This is a genomic window from Burkholderia sp. GW821-FHT14F03, from assembly GCF_058803765.1.
On the sequence record NZ_JBXAPG010000002.1, the window covers coordinates 114,420 to 135,314 of the forward strand.

Sequence of the window (20,895 nt, forward strand, 5' to 3'; positions counted from 1 at the left end):
GTCGTAGTCGATTGGCGCGCGCCGCGCGGCCGTGTCACGAGCTGCGCGGCGCGTCGTTCGGGCCGGCGTGGGGGACGCCGGCCCGGCGTTCGTATTCGGCGATGCGCTCTACCTTCGGCCCGGAGCGTCCGCCGTCGAATTCTGCCTTAAGCCAGGCGTCGACGATGCTGTTCGCCAGCTCGACGCCGATCACCCGCGCGCCCATCGTGATGATCTGCGCGTCGTTGCTGCGCCGCGCGCGTTCGGCCGAGTAGGTGTCGTGGCACTGCGCCGCGCGGATGCCCGGCACCTTGTTCGCCGAGATCGCGACGCCGATCCCGGTGCCGCACAGCAGGATGGCCCGCGCGAACTCGCCGGCGGCGACCCGCTGCGCGACCTCGATCGCGATGTCGGGATACAGCACCGATTCGTCCGCGCTGTGGGTGCCGAAATCGACCAGTTCGACCTCGGGGTGCCGCGCGCGCAGGTGGGCCTTGAGCGATTCTTTCAGCGTGTAGGCCGCTTCGTCGCAGCCGATCGCCACTTTCATGGGGGCCTCCGGGCAGGCGCATCGAATGCGCGAATGTTCAGATGCGAGCAATTATAACAATGATATCGAGCATTTGCTGAGAGGTGATTTTTTGCTCGGTGCAGCATCAAATCAACCCAACGCATTGATGGGTAAGCGTTTGCGCTGCATATACAGATGATTCCTAGTGTTTACCAGTAATTGACACCGCAAAATTACGATCGCTACCATGACCTCACGATGTATCAAATTATCGATATTGATCAAAAGTTCATTCGATCGTTCGAGGAGTGATCGTGACATCCGTTCTGCTCGAGGCAAGCCAGGTGGCGAAGCGGTTCAATGGCGTGAGCGCGTTGCGCGACGGCCGCCTGACGCTTGCGGCCGGCCGCGTGCATGCGCTGTGCGGCGGCAACGGCACCGGCAAGTCGACCTTCCTGAACATCCTGATGGGCCTGCTGCGCCGCGACGCGGGCTCGATCCGCGTCGACGGCCGCGAGGTGGATTTCGCCTCGCCGGCGGAGGCGCTCGCGCACCGAATGGCGATCATCACGCAGGAACTGTCGCCGGTGCCGGGGATGAGCGTCGCGGAAAACCTGTTCCTTGGGCGCGAGCCGGTGCGGTGCGGCGTGATCGTCGACTACCGGAGCCTCAAGCGGCGCGCGCAGGCGCTGCTCGACCGGCTCGGCTTCGCGATCGACGCGGGCGCGCCGATGAACCGGCTGAGCCTCGCGCAGACCCAGCTCGTCGAGATCGCGAAGGCGTTCAGCCACGACTGCCGGGTGATGATCATGGACGAGCCGACGTCCGCGATCGGCGAGCGCGAGACCGAGACCTTGTTCGCCGCGATCCGCGGCGTGACCGCGCAGGGCGCGGGCATCATCTACGTATCGCATCGGTTGAGCGAACTGTTCGAGATCGCCGACGACTACACGGTGTTTCGTGACGGCGCGTATGTCGAGAGCGGCCGGATGGCGGACATCGATCGCCTGCGCCTGGTGCGCGCGATCATCGGCCGCGCGCCGCCCGCGGCGGCCCCCACGCGGCGCGCGGCACAAGGCGCGCCCAGTCTCGCGACGCGCAACCTGTCGCGCGCGGGCGAGTTTCAGGACGTGACGCTCGACGTACGGCGCGGCGAGATCCTCGGCATCTACGGCCTGATGGGCTCCGGCCGCAGCGAATTCCTCAATTGCCTCTACGGGCTCACGCGCCCCGACGCGGGCACGCTCGAATTGAACGGCCGGCCCTTGCCGCAGGGCAACCCGGCGCGCGCGATCGCGGCCGGCGTCTCGCTCGTCACCGAGGATCGCAAGCACTCGGGGCTCGTGCTGAGCGGCAGCGTGCAGGACAACATCGCGCTCGCGGCCTATCCGCGGCTCGCCTGGTGCGGCGTCGTGCGCGGCGCGCGCGTGCGGCGGCTGGCGCAGCGGATGGTCGGGCAACTGCGGATCAAGGCCGCGTCGCTGCGGATGCCGGTCGCCATGATGAGCGGCGGCAACCAGCAGAAGGTGGTGCTCGCCAAGTGCCTGTCGACGCAGCCGACGCTGCTGCTGTGCGACGAACCGACACGCGGCATCGACGAAGGCGCGAAGCAGGAGATCTACCGCCTGCTCGATGCGTTTGCGCGCGACGGCGGCGCCGTGATCGTCGTGTCGTCGGAAGCCCCCGAGTTGTTGCAGCTCGGAGACCGCATCGCGGTGTTCAAGGGTGGGCGCGTCGCGGCGATCTGCGACGGCGCGCACGCCCCCCAGGAATCCCTGCTCCACCTTGCCTCCTGAGAGTCGACATGCCCAGCCAGATCCTGTCCCGCCCCGAGCCCGTGCCGTCCCGCGTGAATCTTGCCGAGTGCGCGAGCCGCTTCGGCATTCCACTGATCTTCGTCGCGCTGTGCATCGTGCTGGCGTTCGCGAGCCCGTATTTCCTGACCTGGCGGAACTGGAGCGACATCCTGCGGCAAACCTCGATCAACGGCATTCTCGCGGTCGGCATGACCTGCGTGATCCTGACCAAGGGCATCGACCTGTCGGTGGGCTCGGTGCTCGCGCTCGCGGGCATCGTGAGCGGGCTGGTCGCGGCGGCGGGTTACGGGCTGGCGGCTGCGCTCGCGGCGGGCGTTGGGTGCGGCGCGTTGCTCGGCGCGTTGAACGGCGCGACGATCGCGCGTTTCAACGTGCCGCCGTTCGTCGCGACACTCGGGATGCTGAGCGTCGCGCGCGGTGTCACCTACATCGTCAACGACGGCAGCCCGGTGGCGAACCTGCCCGACGGCTATCTCGCGCTCGGCGTCGCGCGGCTCGGGCCGCTCGGCATGCCGGTGCTGATCTTCGCGGCGGTCGCGCTCGCCTGCTGGTGGGTGCTGCGCTATACGACCTACGGGCGCTATCTGTATGCGGTCGGCGGCAACGAGAAGAGCGCGCGCACGTCGGGGATCGGCGTGCGCAAGGTGGTGTTCTCGGTCTACGTGGTGTCCGGCGCGCTCGCGGGGCTCGCCGGGATGATCCTCGCCGCGCGCACGACATCCGCGCTGCCGCAGGCCGGCGTGTCCTATGAACTGGACGCGATCGCGGCGGTGGTGATCGGCGGCACCAGCCTGTCGGGCGGGCAGGGCGGCGTGATCGGCACGCTGTTCGGCGCGCTGCTGATCGGCGTGATCAACAACGGCTTGAATCTGCTCGGCGTGTCCTCGTATTACCAGCAGATCGCCAAGGGACTCATCATCGTGCTGGCCGTCCTGATCGACGTCGCCCGCAAGCAGCAGCGCTGATCCAGCGCATTCCCATCCGGAGGAGACGACATGAAGACACGCAGGACTTGGCTCGGGCGCGCCGTCGCGGCGGCGCTCGGCGCGACGCTGGCCATCGCGGTGACGCACGGCGTGGCGCAGGCGGCGGGTGCGCCGTATCGCGTGGGGGCGGCGGTGTACGGGATGAAAGGGCAATTCATGCAGAACTGGGTACGCGAGATCAAGGCGCACCCGGCCGTGAAAAGCGGCATGGTGCGTCTCACGGTGTTCGACGGCAACTACGACGCGCTGACCCAGAACAACCAGATCGAGACGATGCTGACCCAGCAGTACAACGGCATCCTGTTCGTGCCGATCGATACGAAGGCGGGCATCGGCGTGTCGGCGCGCGCGGCCGCGTCCGACACGCCGCTCGTGGCGTCGAACACGATGCTCGCGACGCCGAAGGTGCCGTACATCGGCAACGACGACGTGCAGGGCGGGCGCTTGCAGGCGGAGGCGCTCGCGAAGCGGCTCGGCGGCAAGGGCAATGTCGTGATCATCCAGGGGCCGATCGGCCAATCCGCGCAGATCGATCGCGAGCAGGGCGAGATGGAGGTGCTCGCCCGATATCCGGGCATCAAGGTGATCGAGAAGAAAACCGCGAACTGGTCGCGCGCGGAGGCGATGAACCTGATGGAGGACTGGCTGAACGCGCATCCGAAGGGCATCGGCGGCGTGATCGCGCAGAACGACGACATGGCGCTCGGCGCGCTGCAGGCGATCAAGAACCGCGGGCTCACGGCCCGCGATATTCCGATCACGTCGATCGACGGGATGCCCGATGCGATCCAGGCCGCGAAGCGCGGGGAACTCACCACCTTCCTGCAGGATGCGCAGGCGCAGTCCCAGGGCGCGCTCGATCTCGTGCTGCGGCAACTCGTCGGCGCGGACTACAAGCCGCAGTCGGTGATCTGGCAGCGCTATGCGAAGGATTTGAAGTGGGACGGCGGCACCGCGAAGCGCTACATCCTGCCGTGGGTGCCGGTGACGCCGGACAACGCGGATGCGCTGTACAAACAGGTCACGGGCGGATGAACGGGAACGCGATGAGCCACTTCTGGGACAAGGCGTTCGACTTCGACGGGCGCGTCGCGTTCGTCACGGGCGGCGCGGCGGGGATCGGTCATGCGTGCGCGGCCTTGCTGGCCGCGCGCGGCGCGCGGGTGGCGCTCGGCGATCGTCATCCGGACACCGAACGGATCGCGGCCGCGCTGCCGGGCGGGGCCGGCCGGCATCGGGGCTTCGTGCTCGACCTCGGCGACGGCGCGGCCGCGCGCGAGGGCGTCGAACGCGTGACGGCGCATTTCGGCGCGCTCGACCTGGTGGTCAACAGCGCCGGCGTGGCCCTGCTCGACAAAGCGCTCGACGTGGACGAGGCCGCATGGGACGCGACGATGGCGATCAACCTGAAGGCGTCGTTCTTCGTGGCGCAGGCGGCGGCGCGCGCGATGATCGCGCAGGGGCGGGGCGGGCGGATCGTCAATCTCGCCTCGCAGGCGAGCGTGGTCGGGCTGGAACGGCACGCCGCGTATTGCGCGAGCAAGGCCGCGGTCGTCGGCATGACGAAGGTGCTCGCGCTCGAATGGGCGCCGCACGGGATCGCGGTCAACGCGGTGTCGCCGACCATCGTGGAGACCGAGTTGGGGAAGCAGGCGTGGGCGGGCGAGGCGGGCGAACGCGCGCGGCGCGAGATTCCGGCCGGGCGGTTCGCGCAGCCCGACGAGATCGCCGCGCTGGTGCTCTATCTGCTGAGCGGCGCCGCCGCCATGATCACCGGTGAGAACGTCGTGATCGACGGGGGTTACACGGTGCGTTGAACGCGCGCGGCGCCGCGCCGCGCATATCGAGTGCGAAACAGCATCACCCAGGAGGCGTTTCATGACGTCGACAGCCGAGGCGGCCGTGCCGCCCCAAACCATTGACGCGACGCACGAACCGGGCCCCTTGCCCGAGACGATGCGCGCGGTCGTGTGCCACGGGCCCGAGGACTACCGGCTCGAACAGGTGCCGGTGCCGCGTCCGGGGCCGGACGAGATCCTGACGCGGGTCGAGCGCGTCGGCATCTGCATGGGCGATATCAAGACCTATCGCGGCGCGCCGTCGTTCTGGGGCAATGCGGTGCAGCCGCGCTACGTGAAGCCGCCCATGATTCCGGGGCACGAATTCGTGTGCCGCGTCGTCGTGCTCGGGGCGAATGCCGCGCGACGCGGCGTGCGGGTCGGCGAGCGGGTGATTTCCGAGCAGATCGTGCCGTGCTGGGGCTGCCGCTTCTGCAACCACGGCCAATACTGGATGTGCCAGAAACACGATCTGTACGGCTTTCAGAAGAACGTGCACGGCGCGATGGCCGAATACATGATCTTCACCCGCGAAGCGATCGTGCACGGCGTGCCCGATTCGATCCCGCCCGATGAGGCGATCCTGATCGAGCCCCTGGCGTGCTCGCTGCACGCGGCCGATCGCGCGAACGTCGGGTTCGACGACGTGGTGGTGGTCGCCGGCGCGGGAACGCTGGGGCTCGGCATCGTCGGCGCGGTGCGGATGCGGAATCCGAAACGCCTGATCGTGCTCGACATGAAGCCGGAGCGCGCGGCGCTCGCCCGGCGCATGGGGGCGGACGAGGTGTGGAATCCGGCCGAGGAGAACGTGATCGACAGGATCCACGCGCTCACCGACGGCTACGGCTGCGATATCTATATCGAGGCCACCGGCCATCATCGCGCGGTCAACCAGGGCCTGTCGATGCTGCGCAAGCTCGGTCGTTTCGTCGAATTCAGCGTATTCAACGACGACGCGACCGTCGATTGGTCGATCATCGGCGACCGCAAGGAGCTGGACGTGCTCGGTTCCCATCTCGGCCCCTACATGTATCCGCGCGCGATCGATTTCATCGCGTCGCGCAAGATCGACATGCGCGGGATCGTCACGCATACGTTTCCGCTGTCACGCTTCGCCGACGCGTTCGCCGTGATGGAACGCGGCGAGCAATCGCTGAAGGTTGTCCTGGATCCAAGAGGGTGAAACATGAATCGTGTCATCAATGATCCCGACTACGTCGTCGAGGACATGCTGCGTGGGGTGATCGCCGCGCATCCGGCGTTGTCGCTCGATCCGCGCAATCCGCGCGTGATTGGCGTCGCCCGGCCGATCGCGAACAAGGTCGGCGTCGTCACGGGCGGCGGATCGGGGCATGAGCCGGCGTTCCTCGGCTATGTCGGGCCGGGCCTCGTCGATGCGGCCGCGGTGGGCGAGGTGTTTTCCTCGCCCACCGCGAAAAGCTTCTTCGATGCGTTCAAGCGCGCGAATGGCGGCTCGGGCGTCGCGTGCCTGTACGGCAATTACGCGGGCGACAACATGAACGTGAAGCTCGCGATGAAGATGGCGGCCGAGCAGGGCATCGAAGTGCGGACCGTGGTCGCCAACGACGACGTCGCATCCGCGCCGAAGACCGAGCGAGACAAGCGCCGCGGCGTGGCGGGCGAGATCCTGATGTGGAAGGCGGGCGGCGCGCGGGCCGCGGCGGGCGGCGATCTCGACGCCGTGATCGCGAGCGCGCGCAAGGCGATCGATCAGACCCGCTCGGTCGGCATCGGGCTGTCCGCGTGCACGATACCGGCGAACGGCAAGGCGAACTTCCATATCGCGGACGGCGAGATGGAGCTGGGCATCGGCCATCACGGCGAGCACGGCGTGCGCGTGGCGCGCACCGTGCCGGCCAGGGACATGGCCGCCTTGATGCTGGACATCGTGCTGCCGGATTTTCCGCTCGAACGCGGCGAGGAGGTCGCGGTGCTGGTGTCCGGGCTCGGCGCGACGCCGCTGATGGAACAGTACATCCTGTATGCGGAGGTCGCGGAGCAACTGGCGGCCGCTGGCATCCGGATCGGTTTCCGGCGGGTGGGCAATCTGTTCACGTCGCTTGAAATGATGGGCGTGACCTTGACCGTCACGCGGCTCGACCAGGAACTGAGGGACTTGTTCGCCGCGCCGTGCGCGAGCATCGGCCTGGTCCAGGGAGAATCGACATGACTGCGCAGACCCTGCCGCTCGGCGATGCCGGCTACGTCGTTCGTGAACTGGTGGACGTGATTCGTCAGCACCGCGATCAGCTGTCCGAGATCGACGCGGCGATCGGCGACGGCGACCACGGCGTGAACATGCACAAGGGCTTCAGCCAGTGCGGGGCGCATCTCGATGCGCTGGGCGTCACGAGCCTGCCCGATGCGCTCGGTTTGCTGTCCGAAGCGTTGCTGGACGGAATTGGCGGTTCGATGGGGCCGCTCTACGGCAGCTTCTTCATGGCGTTCGCGGCGGAGCTGAAGGGGCGGGACACGCTCGATGCGCCGTTGTTCGGCGCGGCGCTGTCGGCGGGGCTGAGCGGGGTGCGGTCGCTCAGCGATGCCGAGGTGGGCGACAAGACGCTGATCGATACGCTTGTGCCGGCGGACGCCGCCTTTCATCAGGCGGTGCACAGCGGCGAGGATTTCCGGCACGCGCTGGCGGCCATGAGCGCGGCGGCCGAGCGCGGGAAGGCGTCGACGCGCTGGTTGCAGGCGAAGATCGGGCGGGCGGCGCGTCTCGGCGAGCGATCGGTGGGCACGCTGGATGCGGGGGCGACCTCGTGCTGCCTGATCTTGTGCAGCATGGCCGGGTCGATCGGCGCGCGCTTGCGGTGAGGTCGTGCCGGGCGGCGCCCGGCTCAACCGCTCAACCGCTCAACCGCTCAACCGCTCAACCGCTCAACCGCTCAACCGCTCAACCGCTCAACCGTTTCCGAAAAAACACCACCCGCTCGCTTTCATCGAACCCGAGCGCGCGATGCAGCGCATGCGCGGCCGGATTGTCGACGGCGGCGTCGGACGCGAACTCCTCGCAGCCGCACTGCCGGCCCCACGCGGCGGCGGCCGCGCACAGTGCGCGCGCCACGCCCTGCCGGCGCGCGGCGGGCGTCACGTGGATGCCTTTGAGAAACAGCACCGGCGAGGTGTCGCAGCCGTTCACGTGATCGTGCCGCAATGCGACTTCGGCGAAGCCGAGCGGCGCGCCGTCGGGCGCCGTGGCGATGAAGCCCGCGTGGCGCGCGGGATCGGCGAGTTGCTGCGCGATCTCGCGTCGATGCGCGGCGGTGTCCGCGTGCGGCCACAAGGCGCGGCGCAAGGCGAGCCACGCATCGAGGTCGGCGTCGGTCGCCGCGCGTATCGCGAAGCCGGACATGGGAGCAGCGGGTAGGTGGTTCAGCGCGCGTTCAGGCCGCGTTCGCGGCGCGCGCCGCGCGCACGACCTCGGCGACCCGCTCGACGAAGTCGAGATCGACGCTCGACAGCGCCTCGCGCTTGCCGTCCGTCATGTCGACCATCAGCCGGTGCGTGACGTCCTGCGTGGTCCATGCCAGATAGCCGACCACGACGAGCATCACGCCGGCGACGAGCGCGACGTTCGAGCCGTACACACCGCCCACGATCGCGGCCAGCGCGCCGAGCAGCGAGATCGAGATCGGCACGACCCGGTTCTTGTTCACGGTAAGCACTTCGACGCCGCGGATGTCGCGCAGCGCGAACAGTTGGCCGGCGGCGGAAAGACCATTGCGCGTGACCATCACGCCGCGTTCGTTGAAAGCGTTTTCCATCATGTCAGACCGTGCGGAAAACGCGCAGGGTAACAGACTTCATCGCCGCGCCACACGAGGCGCGATGCCGCACGAACGCGCCGCCGCTCGCTAGAAGCGCACGGCGCCCTCGCCGTACAGCCGGCCCGGCACGTGCGCGGCGACCACCTCGGCAATCTCTTCCTCGGTGGATTCGGCGGGTACGACCTGCCGGCGCGCGGGCGCGTCGAGGTGCATCGTCCATTCGACGAGCCGGTACGGACGCCCCCACGGGCGTTGCATCTCGACCGAGACGCGGCAGCTTTGAACCGGTAACGCGTGCTGGCGCGTGAGAATCGTGTGCAGGTGGCAATAAACGGTATCTTCGATCATCGTCGCCTCCGGTCCTGTCTTGCGTTGGGCGGCGGGGCCGCCTTCATCTGGATAAAAAAATGCCGCCGGTACTCAGGCGGCCAACAGGGGGGGTGAAGACATCCTCGCAGCCCAGAATTAAGCGAAACTTAAAAGGAATAAAAAAACGCCCCGCAAGATTGCGGGGCGTTTCTGCCGTAGTGTGCCGCGAGTTAAGCGAACGCTTTAGAACTTGTGGCGGATACCGACGCGGGCAGCGATCTGGTTCGTCGTGCCCGTGCCCGACGGCGTGAAGAAGCTCGATGCGCTCGAACCGATCTGCGCTTGCGTGTTGCCCGATGCCTTCTGGTAGATCACGAGGCCGTAGACGTCGGTGCGCTTGCTGAGCGCGTAGTCGAGCGCGGCGTTGGCCTGGTTCCAGTGGTACGAGTTGCCGTTGTTTTGCGCGCTCGTGTACGTGTAGCCCAGCGCAGCCGACAGTGCCGGCGTGAACGCGTACTTGCCGCCTGCTTCATACGCGTTGTACGACGCGCCTGCCGACGTGCCGATCGTCGTGAACTGCGTGCGCGTCCACAGCGCCCAGACCGTTGCCGGGCCCCACACGTAGCGGCCGCCGACGCCGTACGTCTTCAGGTCCTGCACGTTCGAGATCGCGACTGCCGCGATGTTCGTCGAGAACGACGGCGACGCAGCCGACGGGTAACGGATGTCCGTGTACGCCGCGCCGATCGAGAACGGGCCGTTCGCGTAGTTCGCGCCGAAGCTGTATGCGCGCGACGAAGCCGTCGACGAGCCCGTCGGCGAGCCGGCGAACGAGGTCGTGTTCGAGAAGCCGTACAACGCGCCGAACGTCAGGCCGCCGTAGTTCGCGCTCTGGTACTTGACCGCGTTGTTGATGCGGCTCGACGTCAGCTGGTCGATATCGTTGACGTGGTACGCGTAGTTGCCCGCGACCGTGTTGCCGCCCGTCGAGTAGTTCGAGCCGAGGATGTCGGTCGAGAACGAGTACTGGCGGCCGAACGTGACCGTGCCGTACTGGTTGTGCGACAGGCCGACGTATGCCTGACGGCCGAACATCGCGCCGCCCTGGCCAGCCGTGCCGTTGCCGCTGTTGAAGCCGTTTTCGAGCACGAAGATCGCCTTCAGGCCGCCACCGAGGTCTTCGGTGCCGCGCAGGCCCCAACGGCTGCCTTGGGCGACGCCGTCGTCGTACTTGAACAGCTTGCCGCTGCCGTTCCCCACCTTCACGTGGTTGACATAGCTGACGCCGGCATCGATCACGCCGTACAGGGTCACGCTGCTCTGCGCGTGGGCGGCGGTCGCGGTCGCGGCGAGGACAGCGGTGGTCAACAGTTTCTTGTTCAAAGGAATCTCCGAGCGAATGAAAGATAAATGCGGTTCCACTGCGCTCTCGTGGCGCCTGGAAGGAACGGACCGCACTGTAATGGTCAGGCGCGTAATGAATGTGACAGCTCTTGTCATATTAATGGAGTGTCGCGCCCGCGCCACAGCTCATGATCGTCGCTTGTGTGACCGGCAGTTATATCGATTTCGCAGGACGATCCCGGCCGAGGCGGAATAAGCGTAGCAGAAATATTTGGTTTGACCCTATCTGCTTGCGTGCCACGATGCGCGCACGATACAAACGGGATAAGGGGACCCAACTATGCAAGGTTTTGCTTCTATTTCTCGCCTGGTGGCGGTAGGGGCGGCGCTGGCGCTGTCGGCGACGCTCGCGCACGCGGGCGGCCAGGTGCTCAAGGTCGGCACGATGAGCGGGCCGGACGCGGAGATCTGGACCGAGGTGACCAAGGTCGCCGCGCGCGACGGGCTCACGCTCAAGGTGATCGAGTTCAACGACTACGTGCAGCCGAACGCCGCGCTCGACGCGGGCGATCTCGATGCGAACGGCTTCCAGCACCAGCCGTTCCTCGACAGCCAGATCAAGCAGCGCGGCTACAAGATCATCAACGCCGGCCTGACCTACGTCATGCCGATGGGTTTTTATTCCAGGAAAATCAAGGGCTTGAAGGATCTGCCCGTGGGCGCGAAGGTGGGCATCCAGAACGATCCGTCGAACGGCAACCGCGCGCTGCTGCTGCTGCAGAAGTACGGCGTGATCAAGCTGAAGCCGGGCGCGGGCGTCAACGGCGTCAATGCGACGCCGCTCGATGTCGCCGAGAACCCGAAGAAGATCAAGCTCGTCGAGTTGGATGCGGCGCAACTGCCGCGCGCGCTGCCGGATCTCGACGCCGCATCGATCAATACCGATTACGCGGTGAAAGCCGGGCTGACGCCGGTGCGCGACGCGATCGCGGTCGAGGACCTGAAGGGCCCGTACGCGAACCTGATCGCGGTGCGCGCGCAGGACAAGGACAAGCCGTGGGTGAAAAAGCTGGTGGCCGCGTATGAATCGGAGGATGTCCGCCGCTTCATCGACGCGAAGTACAACGGCGCGATCATTCCCGCGTTCTGAGCCGGTCGCGCGGGCTGCCCGCTGCCCGTGCGTGAAATCCGGCCGTGATCCTGCCGGTTGCAGCTTGTCCGCGATCGTCCGCCTGGCGCGGGCGATCGCGTTTTGACGCGGTGCTCAGGCGGACAGCAGCGAGCCCGTGCGGATCGGCGTCGCGCCGGCGATGCGCGCGACTTCCATGCCGGCCGTCGCGAACCGCGCGATCTGACGCGCATACAGCACGCCCGACACGCTGCTTTTCAGCGTGATCACGCGGTCGGTGAGCGGGTCGACGATGTCCGCGACCGCCTGCCCCGCTTCGATCCACACGCCGACCGCCGTGCGGAACACGATGATCCCCGACACCGGGGCGACGAGCGGATCGGTGCCGGCGAGCGGCGTGGCCGGGTAGGCGAGCGGCGGCAGCGGCGCGGGCGTGCCGTCGATCGCGTCGCGCAGGGTCAGGTAGTCGAGCAGCGCCTGAGCGTCGCGTTCGGCCAGCTCGTAGGAGACGTCGCGCTCGCTGCGCAGCTCGACCGTCACCGAGATCGAGCCGTTCGGGATCGGGAAGCGGTCGCCGAAGCGGCCGCGCAGGTCCGACCAGCAGAAGCTGTGGATCTCGTCGAACGGATTGCCGACCGAATTGAGCGCGAGCAGCGAGGCCTGTGCGTCGAGGTAGCGCGCGAGCGGCTCGACCTCTTCCCACAGTTCCGGATTCGTGTAGAGGTGCATCACCGCATCGCTGTCGCAATGCAGGTCGAGCACGATATCGGCGTCGTAGGAGAGCTTTTGCAGCGCGAGGCGCTGTGACTCCAGCTCGGTGCGCGGCTTCTGCTCGTCGAGCGCTTCGCGCATCGCCGCGCGCACCGCCGCGAGGTTCTTCGTCGCGTCGCCGGTCAGCCGGGACTCGATGCGCGGCGCCACCAGCGCGGCGAGATCGTGGAAATTGCGGTTGAAGTTCTGCATCGAGCCCAGCTCGAAGCGGCCCAGGTGGTCGCCGAACACGTGTTGCGACAGGCCGATCGGATTCGGCACGGGCACCACGACGATCTCGTCGCGCAGCCGGCCGGCGGCTTCGAGCGTGGCGAGCTTGCGGCGCAGGAGCGTGGCGACCAGCATGCCGGGCAGTTCGTCGGCGTGCAGCGACGACTGGATGTACACCTTTTTCCCGCTGCGCGGGCCGTAGTGGAAGCTCGTGAGGTGGCGCTCGGTGCCGAGCGAGGGGGAGATCAGCGGATGGGTCTGCGTTTGCATGTTTGGTATGAGCGGCGCAGCGGCTGCGATCGTTCGAACGATGTCAGTGGAAGGACGATTGTACGTTGCCCGTCGCACACCGACCAAGCGCGCGGCAAACGCTTGAGATTTCTCATTTGAATCAAGGGTTTGGCGGGAAAGCGGAGAGGTTGTGACGGTTTTTTGTCAGATTCGGGCGGGTCGGCCGACCATGGGAGAGGCGTCGCTGTCGCGGCGCGCCGAGATGATCGCGCCGGCACCCCGTCGGCGCGCGCGATGGAGTATCGAGACGATGAAGCGCCCCTTGATCCTGATCTGCACCCACCTGGCGATGCTGGCCGTCGGCTTTGGCGCGGGCGTCTACACCCTGCCGATCCTGACGGCCGGCCCGGGCCTCAGCGCGGCCGACGCGCGCGCGGCGGCTCAGGAGGCGCGCTATCGCGGACATTTCGTGCGGGATCTTCCGGGCAGCGATGCGCTGCATTGGGCGGACGGCGCGCTCGCGGTCACGGATGACGCGCTGGTGTTCGACGGGCGCGTCGCGCCCGGGCCGGACTACCGGGTCTACCTCGTGCCCGAGTTCGTCGATTCGGGGCCGGCGTTTCTCGCGCTGAAGGCGCGCGCGCGGCAGGTGGGCGCCTTGCGCACCTTCGGCGCGTCGCGCACGCCGCTTCCGTCCGACGTCGATGCCGGCGCCTATACGACGGTGGTGATCTGGTGCGAGCGCTTCTCGCGCTTCATCGGCGCCGCGCAGTACCGGGGCGCGGGCGATGCCTGAGCGCGACATGAAAACAGCCCGCGCGGCGCGGGCCGGGCGGGCTGTTCGAGGCGCCCGGCGCGGGTGCGCCGGGCGCGGCGTCGACGGGCTTTACTTGCCGTAGACGTCGAAGGCGAAGTACTTCTTCGCGATCTTGTCGTAGGTGCCGTCCTTGCGCATGTCGGCGATTGCCTTGTCCATCTTCGCCTTCAGGTCTGTGTCTTCCTTGCGCAGGCCCACGCCCGCGCCTTCGCCGAGCGTCTTCGGATCGTCGAGGTCCGGGCCGGCGAACGCGTAGCCCGCGCCGCGCGGCGTCTTCAGGAAGCCGATGTCGGCCTGCACGGCGTCCTGCAGCGTGGCGTCGAGGCGGCCGGCGATCAGGTCGGCGTACACCTGGTCCTGATTCTGGTACGGCTGGACCTTCACGCCCTTCGGCGCCCAGTAGGTCTTTGCGTAGGTTTCCTGGATCGTGCCCTGCTCGACGCCCACCGTCTTGCCCTTCAGCGATTCGGCGGTCGGCATCAGGTTGAGGCCCTTCTTCTCGACGAGGCGGGTCGGCGTGTTGAACAGCTTCGAGGAGAATGCGATCTGCTCCGCGCGTTGCGGGGTCATCGACATCGACGACAGCACGCCGTCGAACTTGCGCGCCTTCAGCGCGGGGATCATGCCGTCGAAGTCGTTCTCGATCCACACGCATTTGGCGGCGATGCGCTTGCAGATCTCATTGCCGAGATCGATATCGAAGCCGACCAGCTTGCCGTCCGCGGCTTTCGATTCGAAAGGCGGGTAGCTCGCGTCGACGCCGAAACGGACCGTCGTCCAGTCCTTCGCATAGGCGCCGCCCGCCGAGACGGCAAGCATGGCGACCGTCCAAGCCGCTACGATTTTTTTCACTGTGACTCCTCGTGTAGTTCGTGGTTTGCGCGCGGGATTCCGCGAACGCTGCGCTCCGGCGCGGCTGCTGGCCGGGCGGGCAGGGCGCCCGTCCGGGTGCGGACGAACGTTCCGCGAACATTATCAAGACAAAATTGTGCACAGCGGCTTAGTGGAAGACCTGATGGCGGTGGGGGACGGGGGGAAGCGCTGCCGGGCGGGGGGCTGCGCGTGCGCGTTTGTGTAAGGGGCGGTTTGCCGGTTTCAGATCGGACTCATGGTTTTCATTTCAAGGGGGAGATAGTTTGGGAATTCTTGGGGAGAGGCGATGGACTTGGCATTTGTTTTGAATGGCCAGGAATATTTATCAATCAGGTATGGGTCCAGGACATTCAAGACATTTCCCGGGAGAGGGCGGGATAAGAATGAGCGGGCGTATCAATGTATGAATGGTTGCGGATCGATGCCGAAAGCACGGTATTTCATTGCCGATAGACCGTCGGGATGAAGGGGCGGACCGATCACGGATATCGTCAAACGAGAGACAAGTTCGGTTGTGTTATTCGTGGATGACGGGAAGATCGATGACTGGACATTATGCAATTGTGTCGAGCGGAGCGATTTTCGGCTTCATCGGTATCGGCTGAGGGAATATTGAAGGTGCGATGAAAAAGGCTGTCAAGTTCGCGGGTTTGCTTTTGGCGGCCCTGTCGATCTCATCCATCCTCGTCAATCCATGGTTGGGGAGAATCATCCCCTTCCCATCGATCAGCGATGAATGCGCGAACCTCATCCACGGCCTCTACGGCGCAAGAAACCAGGAGCAGGCGGTCGACGCGCTTGCCGTCGTCGGCTACCTGATCTGGACGCCGTTCGTCATATTGGCCGGCTGGATTCCGCGGCGGCTCCGGCAACGCCATCGCCGCGAACCTTGATCCCGCGCAAGCCCCCGCCTCATCACCCCAGCGTTTCGCTTACCGCCTGCCGCAGGCACGCGGTGAACTGCGTGACGGCGGGCGTCGGCAGCAAATCGCGGCGCGCGAGGATCGACAGGTCGTAGCTCGGCAGCGCATCGTCGAGCGGCGCCGCGCGGATGCCGAGCGGCGCGACCACCTCGGCGAGCGGCTTCGTGAAGCAACCGATCACGTCCGAGTGCGCGACGAGGCCGAGCGTGACCGCGAACGACGACGGCGCGCGCAGCATCCGCTTCGGCAGCGGCAGCCCGTGCGCATTGAACATCGTCATCATCACGCTGTGCGGGAACTGGTCCGCGCCCACCGTGAGGATCCATTCGGCGTCGAGCAGTTCGGACAGCCGGTGCGCGTGCGCGAGCGGGTGACCCTCGCGCATCACGACGACGAACTCGGTCGAGAACAGCGGGGCCTGGGTGAAGTCGCGATCGAGCGCGGGGATGTGGTGCATGGCCGCGATGTCGAGCGTGCCGTTGCGCAGCCGCGCGAGCGCGTCGGGCACCGTCACCTCCTCCATCGACAGGCTCACGTTCGGCATCGCCGCGCGGAATTTCACGACCGCGCGCGGCAGCGCGGTCAAGGCGATCGACGGCATCGTGCCCACTGCGACCCGGCCCGACATCTCGCCCTTCACCTGTTCCACCGCTTCCACCGTGCGGCGCATGTCGCCGAGCAGTTGCTCGGCGCGCGGCAGCAGCGCATGGCCGCAGGCGGTCAGCTCGACGCCGCGCACGCTGCGCGCGAGCAGTTCCGCGTTGAGCGCATGTTCGAGTTCGCGGATCGTGTGCGTGATCGCCGGCTGCGTGACGCCGAGTTCGCGCGCGGCGGCGCGCAGGCTCTTGTGATGCGCGGCGGCGACGAAGGCCTGCAGTTGCGTGAGGTTCAGGTAGTTGCGGGGGCGGGTCATCGAGAGGCGTCCGGAGAGGCGGGCGCGTTCATTGTCCTACAACGCGGCCGTTCACCCGTTCGCGCGCCGCGCGGCGCCCAGCGCAGATCGAACGGACCGGCGGCGATACCCGTGCACAGGGGTGATCGACAATGCAACGAGGAACGGCAAGCCGAATCTCCACCTGGACGATTCGGTGCGGGTCACGGTACGCATCGGTACTGCGCCGAGGGCGGACCTGCCACGGGAACCCGCACATGCTTAACAGCGGCGGCGAACTGATTAAGAACGCGTCGTGCACACTGAAGATCTTCGGCCATGTGTCCCACGCGCCGAAATCGACACAGCCATCGCGATGCCGAGCGCCCCGTCCCGCACGGCAGCGGCGGAAAAATAAAATGAACGTTCGAATTCACGGACAGCGGCAGGGTTCGTCAGTAGAATCTGCGCCACAACAAAACGAGACCAACGGAATCCGCGACATGAACCCCGATCGCACCGACATGCGCATCCTGCGTCAGCTCGAACGCGATGGACGCATCAGCAACCAGGATCTCGCGAGCGCCGTGGCGCTTTCACCGTCCGCCTGCCTGCGGCGCGTGAAGCTGCTCGAGGAGGCGGGAATCATCGACGGCTATCGCTGCGCGATCGCCGCCAAGCGCGTCGGCGTCGCATTCGAGGCGCACGTGCATGTGTCGATGCGACAGGACGATCCGGGTTGGCACGATCGCTTCAGCGAGGCGATCATGAACTGGCCCGAGGTGGTGTCGGCCCAGGTCGTGACCGGCGCGTCGAACTACGTGCTGACCGTGCGCACGCGAGACCTCGAACATTACTCTGCATTCGTCATCAACGAATTGCATCGCGCGCCCGGCGTGATGTCGATCCAGTCGAACGTCGTGCTCGCGACGCTCAAGCGTGACGGATCGGTGCTCGACCTGGTCGACGCGCCCGCGCCCGCGGGCTGAGATCGGGCAGCGGCGCGGTTGCGCGCCGCCGCCGCCTCAACGCGGTTTCAACCGAGCCGCATCGACAGCTCGACTTCGTCACCGAACGGAACCGACAGATAGCCGCCGGCGGGCGTGCGCACGCGCGCCAGATACTCGGGGCTGTAGTCGGCGTTGTCCGCGATGATCAGCGCGCCCGGCTTCAGGTGCGGTTCGAGCAGGCTCAGGATGTCAGGATAGAGCGCCTTCGCGCCGTCGAGCAGCACCAGGTCGATGGCGTCGGGAAGATCGTGCGCCAAGGTTTGCAGCGCATCGCCCACGCGGATCTCGACGAGATCGACGAGGCCGCCTGCAGTCAGGTTGGTGCGCGCCCGCTCGACCTTGGAAGGCTCGAACTCGGTCGTGATCAGACGGCCGCCGCCGTTGTCGCGCAACGCCGCCGCCAGATGCAGCGTGGAGATGCCGAACGACAGGCCGAACTCGACGATGGTCCGCGCACGGCCGGCGCGGGCGAGCATGTAGAGCAGCGCGCCGGTATCCCGCGAGACCGGGATCGGCACATCTTTCAGTTGTCCGTATAGATCGAAATATTCGGTCTTGCTCTGCATCAGGCGCGTGTGCTCCTCGGGCGGCAGGGCCGCCAGGACGGGGTGCGTCCTGGGCGTGATCGCGTCGGATTCGGCGAACAGGCGCGCCAGCAGGGGCGCGACGGGGGAGGTGGTCAAGGTGGTCATGCGGGACTCCGTCTAAGGGTTGAAGGCATCGATGCGCATGTCTAGAATACGACTAATCATTCAGGTTTTACTATTCGCATTGGCGGCCCCCGATGAGCGAACGTCGCATGACCCAGATTTCCTCGCGAAAACAGCCCAAACAGGCGCGCTCGACCCGTCTCGTGGAGGACGTGCTGCAGGCGGCTATTCAGGTTTTGGCGAAGGAAGGCGCGCCGCGCTTCACGATGGCGCGGGTGGCGGAGAAGGCCGGCGTGAGCGTCGGCTCGCTGTATCAATATTTTCCGAACAAGGCGGCGCTGCTGTTCCGCTTGCAGAGCGACGAGTGGCGGGAGACCGGCGACCTGCTGCGCGAGATCCTCGAGGATCGGGAGAAGACGCCGCGCGAGCGTCTCCACGCGTTGACGCGCGCGTTCATCCGCTCGGAATGCGAGGAGGCGGAAATGCGCGTCGCGCTCAGCGATGCCGCGCCGCTCTATCGGGATGCGCCGGAGACGCAGGAGGTGAGGGCGTCGGGTCGATGCACGATCCAGGCGTTCATGTTGGAAGTGCTGCCCGATGCGGCGGAGCCGGCCCGGGTGCTGGCCGGCGAATTGATCGGGGCGACGTTCGGCGCGGTGGGGAAGCAGTTCTCGGAGCAGCCCCGGACCCCGGCGGAAATCGACGTCTATGCCGAGGCGATGGCGGAGATGTTCTGGGCGTATCTGGAGCGGGTGCGGGAGGGATGAGGCGCGCACACCCGGCCTTTCGTGGAATGGCACGCGCGGCCATGCCGCCGCGGTCGGCTCCCGGATCCCGCCCGCCCGGCGGCAAGCTCAGCCGTCTGCGCCGACATCGCAGAACTGCACGCGGGCGATGCGCTCGAGTTCCTCCGGCGCGAGTTTCATCGCGCAGAACTCGCTGCCGCCGGAACCATAAACGAACGAGGCATCCCTGACTCTCCGGCTGATCACCCGGTAGGTGCAGTGGTCGAGGGCGATGGGCGGGACGCCGCCGATCACATATCCCGTGATCCGGGTGACTTCCTCGGGGCTGGCGAAGCGCAGGTTCTTCAGGCCGGTCGCATCGCGCAGCTTTTTCTGATCGATGCGCTCATCGCCGCGGATCAGGACGCCCGCGCTGTCGCTGGTCTTCTCGTCGACGAGAATCATCATCTTCAGGATGAGGCCGGCGTCCACGCCGAGGGCGAGCGCCGCGTCCGCGGTGGCCTTGCCGCTGGTGTCGTGCGGAATGATCTCCATCGCGACGCCGAGCCTGGCCGCCTCTCGACGCGCTTTGTCAGTATCGTCCTTGACCATCGATGTCCTCGCTTCGCATGTCATGAGCGGCCGTCGGCAGTTCCCTATTTCTCAGGGGCGATCTTGGTTGGGAAGTCATGCCGCGGTGCGACGGCGCGAGAATCCGAGCCGCGCGTGCCGGACCCATCATTGCACAAGACAGGTCGACGCACCCGGCTCAACCCCAGGGATAACCCCCGATAAACATCCTTTATCGCAGTGAAAAATTCCGCATCTTATTGACGTTGATTTGGCTGGCTATAGTGGCCCGCTTCACGCATCCGCCGCCGGATGCCCGAGCACCCCACGGAGCCCGCCATGAGCGACACACGTTTCACCGAGATCGACGATCTCGCGCCGGCCGCGGCCGGCCTGCGCGAGATTCGCCACCACATCCACCGCCACCCCGAACTCGCCTACGAGGAAGTCGCCACGGCGGCGCTCGTCGCCGAGCGGCTCGAAGCGTGGGGCTGGCAGGTCACGCGCGGCGTCGGCCGGACGGGCGTGGTCGGCACGCTGAAGGTGGGCGACGGCGCGCGCAGCATCGGCATCCGCGCCGACATGGACGCGCTGCCGATCATCGAGGCGACCGGCCTGCCGTACGCGAGCGCCACCCACGGCAAGATGCACGCATGCGGCCACGACGGCCACACGACGATGCTGCTCGGCGCGGCGCAGCAGCTCGCGCGAACCCGCCGCTTCTCCGGCACCGTGCATCTCTACTTCCAGCCCGCGGAAGAGCACGGCGTCGACAGCGGCGCGAAAAAGATGATCGACGACGGCCTGTTCACGCGCTTCCCGTGCGACGCCGTGTTCGGCATGCACAACCACCCCGGCGCGGAGCCGGGCGTGTTCCTGATGCGTCGCGGCGCGTTCATGTCGGCGGGCGACAAGGCGATCATCGAGATCGAAGGCGTGGGCGGCCACGCGGCGCGGCCGCAGCTCACGGTCGATCCGGTGGTCGTCGCGGCGAGCATCGTGATGGCGCTCCAGACCATCGTCGCGCGCAATGTCGATCCGACCCAGCCGGCGGTGGTGACGGTCGGCACGATCCACGCGGGCACCGCGAACAACGTGATCCCGAATCGCGCGCGCCTCGAACTGAGCGTGCGCTCGTTCAGCCCCGACGTGCGCGCGCTGCTCAAGCGCCGTATCGTCGAGCTGGCCGAGGCGCAGGCCGCGAGCTATGGCGCGCGGGTGGAGGTCCAATACATCGAGGGTTATCCGGTCGTCGTGAACAGCGATGCGGAAACCGATTTCGCCGCGCAGGTCGCGAAGGAACTGGTCGGCGCGGACAAGGTGGTCGAGCAGGCCGACCTGCTGATGGGCAGCGAGGATTTCGCGTTCATGCTGCAGCAGCGGCCCGGCGCGTTCGTGCGGCTCGGCAACGGCGCGGGCGAGGACGGCTGCATGGTGCACAACCCGCACTACGACTTCAACGATCACAACCTGCCGATCGGCGCGGCGTTCTGGACCCGGCTCGTCGAACGCTATCTCGGCCGTTGATGCGGCGCGCGGC

At 66.9% G+C, this 20,895-nt stretch carries 23 protein-coding genes; 13 read left to right on the forward strand and 10 right to left on the reverse strand.

The features are described from left to right. Positions 1-34: 34 nt before the first annotated feature. Positions 35-529, reverse strand: coding sequence for a ribose 5-phosphate isomerase B (gene rpiB / locus AC1RQF_RS02030; protein WP_273997384.1), 495 nt, complete (start codon positions 527-529; stop codon positions 35-37). A gap of 275 nt (positions 530-804) precedes the next feature. On the opposite strand from rpiB, the gene AC1RQF_RS02035 reads away from it, so the two are divergent. From AC1RQF_RS02035 to dhaL, 7 genes are all read left to right on the forward strand, one after another. Further along, positions 805-2,286 carry a sugar ABC transporter ATP-binding protein gene (locus AC1RQF_RS02035; RefSeq protein ID WP_492871188.1) on the forward strand — a complete coding sequence of 494 codons (1,482 nt, stop codon included), beginning with the start codon at positions 805-807 and terminating at the stop codon, positions 2,284-2,286. Positions 2,287-2,294: 8 nt separating this feature from the next. Continuing rightward, the gene (locus AC1RQF_RS02040; protein ID WP_273997387.1) at positions 2,295-3,272 is read left to right on the forward strand and encodes an ABC transporter permease; all 978 of its coding nucleotides are present in this window, start codon (positions 2,295-2,297) and stop codon (positions 3,270-3,272) included. Between the two features lie 30 nt (positions 3,273-3,302). Continuing rightward, a complete protein-coding gene (locus AC1RQF_RS02045) occupies positions 3,303-4,328 on the forward strand; it encodes a substrate-binding domain-containing protein (protein ID WP_273997388.1) in 1,026 nt (341 codons plus the stop codon). A gap of 11 nt (positions 4,329-4,339) precedes the next feature. Further along, entirely contained in the window at positions 4,340-5,110 is a 771-nt protein-coding gene (locus AC1RQF_RS02050) for a GolD/DthD family dehydrogenase (protein ID WP_273997389.1), read from the forward strand. A 61-nt stretch (positions 5,111-5,171) separates the two neighbouring features. Beyond that, positions 5,172-6,314: an MDR/zinc-dependent alcohol dehydrogenase-like family protein gene (locus AC1RQF_RS02055; RefSeq protein ID WP_492871189.1), complete on the forward strand. Its 1,143-nt coding sequence runs from the start codon at positions 5,172-5,174 to the stop codon at positions 6,312-6,314. Positions 6,315-6,317: 3 nt separating this feature from the next. Next, positions 6,318-7,322, forward strand: coding sequence for a dihydroxyacetone kinase subunit DhaK (locus AC1RQF_RS02060; protein WP_273997392.1), 1,005 nt, complete (start codon positions 6,318-6,320; stop codon positions 7,320-7,322). After that, positions 7,319-7,969, forward strand: coding sequence for a dihydroxyacetone kinase subunit DhaL (gene dhaL, locus AC1RQF_RS02065; RefSeq protein ID WP_273997393.1), 651 nt, complete (start codon positions 7,319-7,321; stop codon positions 7,967-7,969). Before AC1RQF_RS02060 ends, dhaL begins: the two co-directional genes overlap by 4 nt. 79 nt (positions 7,970-8,048) lie before the next feature. On the opposite strand, the gene aac(6') is transcribed toward dhaL, so the two are convergent. The 4 genes from aac(6') to AC1RQF_RS02085 form a co-directional block, all read right to left on the reverse strand. Further along, the gene (gene aac(6'), locus AC1RQF_RS02070; RefSeq protein ID WP_492871190.1) at positions 8,049-8,507 is read right to left on the reverse strand and encodes an aminoglycoside 6'-N-acetyltransferase; all 459 of its coding nucleotides are present in this window, start codon (positions 8,505-8,507) and stop codon (positions 8,049-8,051) included. A gap of 31 nt (positions 8,508-8,538) precedes the next feature. Then, positions 8,539-8,919, reverse strand: a complete 381-nt coding sequence (locus AC1RQF_RS02075) for a DUF6232 family protein (protein ID WP_252982880.1) — start codon at positions 8,917-8,919, stop codon at positions 8,539-8,541. Positions 8,920-9,009: 90 nt separating this feature from the next. Continuing rightward, positions 9,010-9,270, reverse strand: a complete 261-nt coding sequence (locus AC1RQF_RS02080; protein ID WP_252982881.1) for a DUF2866 domain-containing protein — start codon at positions 9,268-9,270, stop codon at positions 9,010-9,012. Between the two features lie 204 nt (positions 9,271-9,474). Further along, complete coding sequence (locus tag AC1RQF_RS02085) at positions 9,475-10,614, reverse strand: porin (protein WP_273997397.1); 1,140 nt, start codon at positions 10,612-10,614, stop codon at positions 9,475-9,477. Between the two features lie 301 nt (positions 10,615-10,915). On the opposite strand from AC1RQF_RS02085, the gene AC1RQF_RS02090 reads away from it, so the two are divergent. After that, positions 10,916-11,725 carry a MetQ/NlpA family ABC transporter substrate-binding protein gene (locus tag AC1RQF_RS02090; RefSeq protein WP_492871191.1) on the forward strand — a complete coding sequence of 270 codons (810 nt, stop codon included), beginning with the start codon at positions 10,916-10,918 and terminating at the stop codon, positions 11,723-11,725. A 114-nt stretch (positions 11,726-11,839) separates the two neighbouring features. Here the strand turns inward: AC1RQF_RS02090 and AC1RQF_RS02095 are convergent, their stop codons facing one another. Next, positions 11,840-12,955, reverse strand: a complete 1,116-nt coding sequence (locus tag AC1RQF_RS02095) for a succinylglutamate desuccinylase/aspartoacylase family protein (RefSeq protein WP_273997401.1) — start codon at positions 12,953-12,955, stop codon at positions 11,840-11,842. Between the two features lie 271 nt (positions 12,956-13,226). On the opposite strand from AC1RQF_RS02095, the gene AC1RQF_RS02100 reads away from it, so the two are divergent. After that, positions 13,227-13,712 (forward strand): DM13 domain-containing protein, encoded by a 486-nt coding sequence (locus AC1RQF_RS02100; RefSeq protein ID WP_273997403.1) that lies wholly within the window; start codon positions 13,227-13,229, stop codon positions 13,710-13,712. A gap of 90 nt (positions 13,713-13,802) precedes the next feature. On the opposite strand, the gene AC1RQF_RS02105 is transcribed toward AC1RQF_RS02100, so the two are convergent. Beyond that, positions 13,803-14,585, reverse strand: a complete 783-nt coding sequence (locus tag AC1RQF_RS02105; protein WP_273997404.1) for an ABC transporter substrate-binding protein — start codon at positions 14,583-14,585, stop codon at positions 13,803-13,805. 644 nt (positions 14,586-15,229) lie between these two features. Here AC1RQF_RS02105 and AC1RQF_RS02110 point away from each other — a divergent pair. Then, positions 15,230-15,499, forward strand: a complete 270-nt coding sequence (locus AC1RQF_RS02110) for a hypothetical protein (RefSeq protein ID WP_492871193.1) — start codon at positions 15,230-15,232, stop codon at positions 15,497-15,499. Positions 15,500-15,521: 22 nt separating this feature from the next. On the opposite strand, the gene AC1RQF_RS02115 is transcribed toward AC1RQF_RS02110, so the two are convergent. Then, positions 15,522-16,442 (reverse strand): LysR family transcriptional regulator, encoded by a 921-nt coding sequence (locus AC1RQF_RS02115; RefSeq protein WP_492871194.1) that lies wholly within the window; start codon positions 16,440-16,442, stop codon positions 15,522-15,524. A 461-nt stretch (positions 16,443-16,903) separates the two neighbouring features. Between AC1RQF_RS02115 and AC1RQF_RS02120 the strand changes: the two genes are divergently transcribed. After that, positions 16,904-17,389 (forward strand): Lrp/AsnC family transcriptional regulator, encoded by a 486-nt coding sequence (locus AC1RQF_RS02120; protein ID WP_273997407.1) that lies wholly within the window; start codon positions 16,904-16,906, stop codon positions 17,387-17,389. A 47-nt stretch (positions 17,390-17,436) separates the two neighbouring features. Here the strand turns inward: AC1RQF_RS02120 and AC1RQF_RS02125 are convergent, their stop codons facing one another. Then, positions 17,437-18,102 (reverse strand): O-methyltransferase, encoded by a 666-nt coding sequence (locus AC1RQF_RS02125; RefSeq protein WP_492871195.1) that lies wholly within the window; start codon positions 18,100-18,102, stop codon positions 17,437-17,439. Positions 18,103-18,209: 107 nt separating this feature from the next. On the opposite strand from AC1RQF_RS02125, the gene AC1RQF_RS02130 reads away from it, so the two are divergent. After that, entirely contained in the window at positions 18,210-18,827 is a 618-nt protein-coding gene (locus tag AC1RQF_RS02130; RefSeq protein ID WP_273997409.1) for a TetR/AcrR family transcriptional regulator, read from the forward strand. 87 nt (positions 18,828-18,914) lie between these two features. On the opposite strand, the gene AC1RQF_RS02135 is transcribed toward AC1RQF_RS02130, so the two are convergent. After that, complete coding sequence (locus tag AC1RQF_RS02135; protein WP_492871196.1) at positions 18,915-19,397, reverse strand: aminoacyl-tRNA deacylase; 483 nt, start codon at positions 19,395-19,397, stop codon at positions 18,915-18,917. Between the two features lie 297 nt (positions 19,398-19,694). Between AC1RQF_RS02135 and AC1RQF_RS02140 the strand changes: the two genes are divergently transcribed. Beyond that, positions 19,695-20,882, forward strand: coding sequence for a M20 aminoacylase family protein (locus tag AC1RQF_RS02140; RefSeq protein ID WP_492871198.1), 1,188 nt, complete (start codon positions 19,695-19,697; stop codon positions 20,880-20,882). The last annotated feature ends 13 nt before the right edge of the window (positions 20,883-20,895 follow it).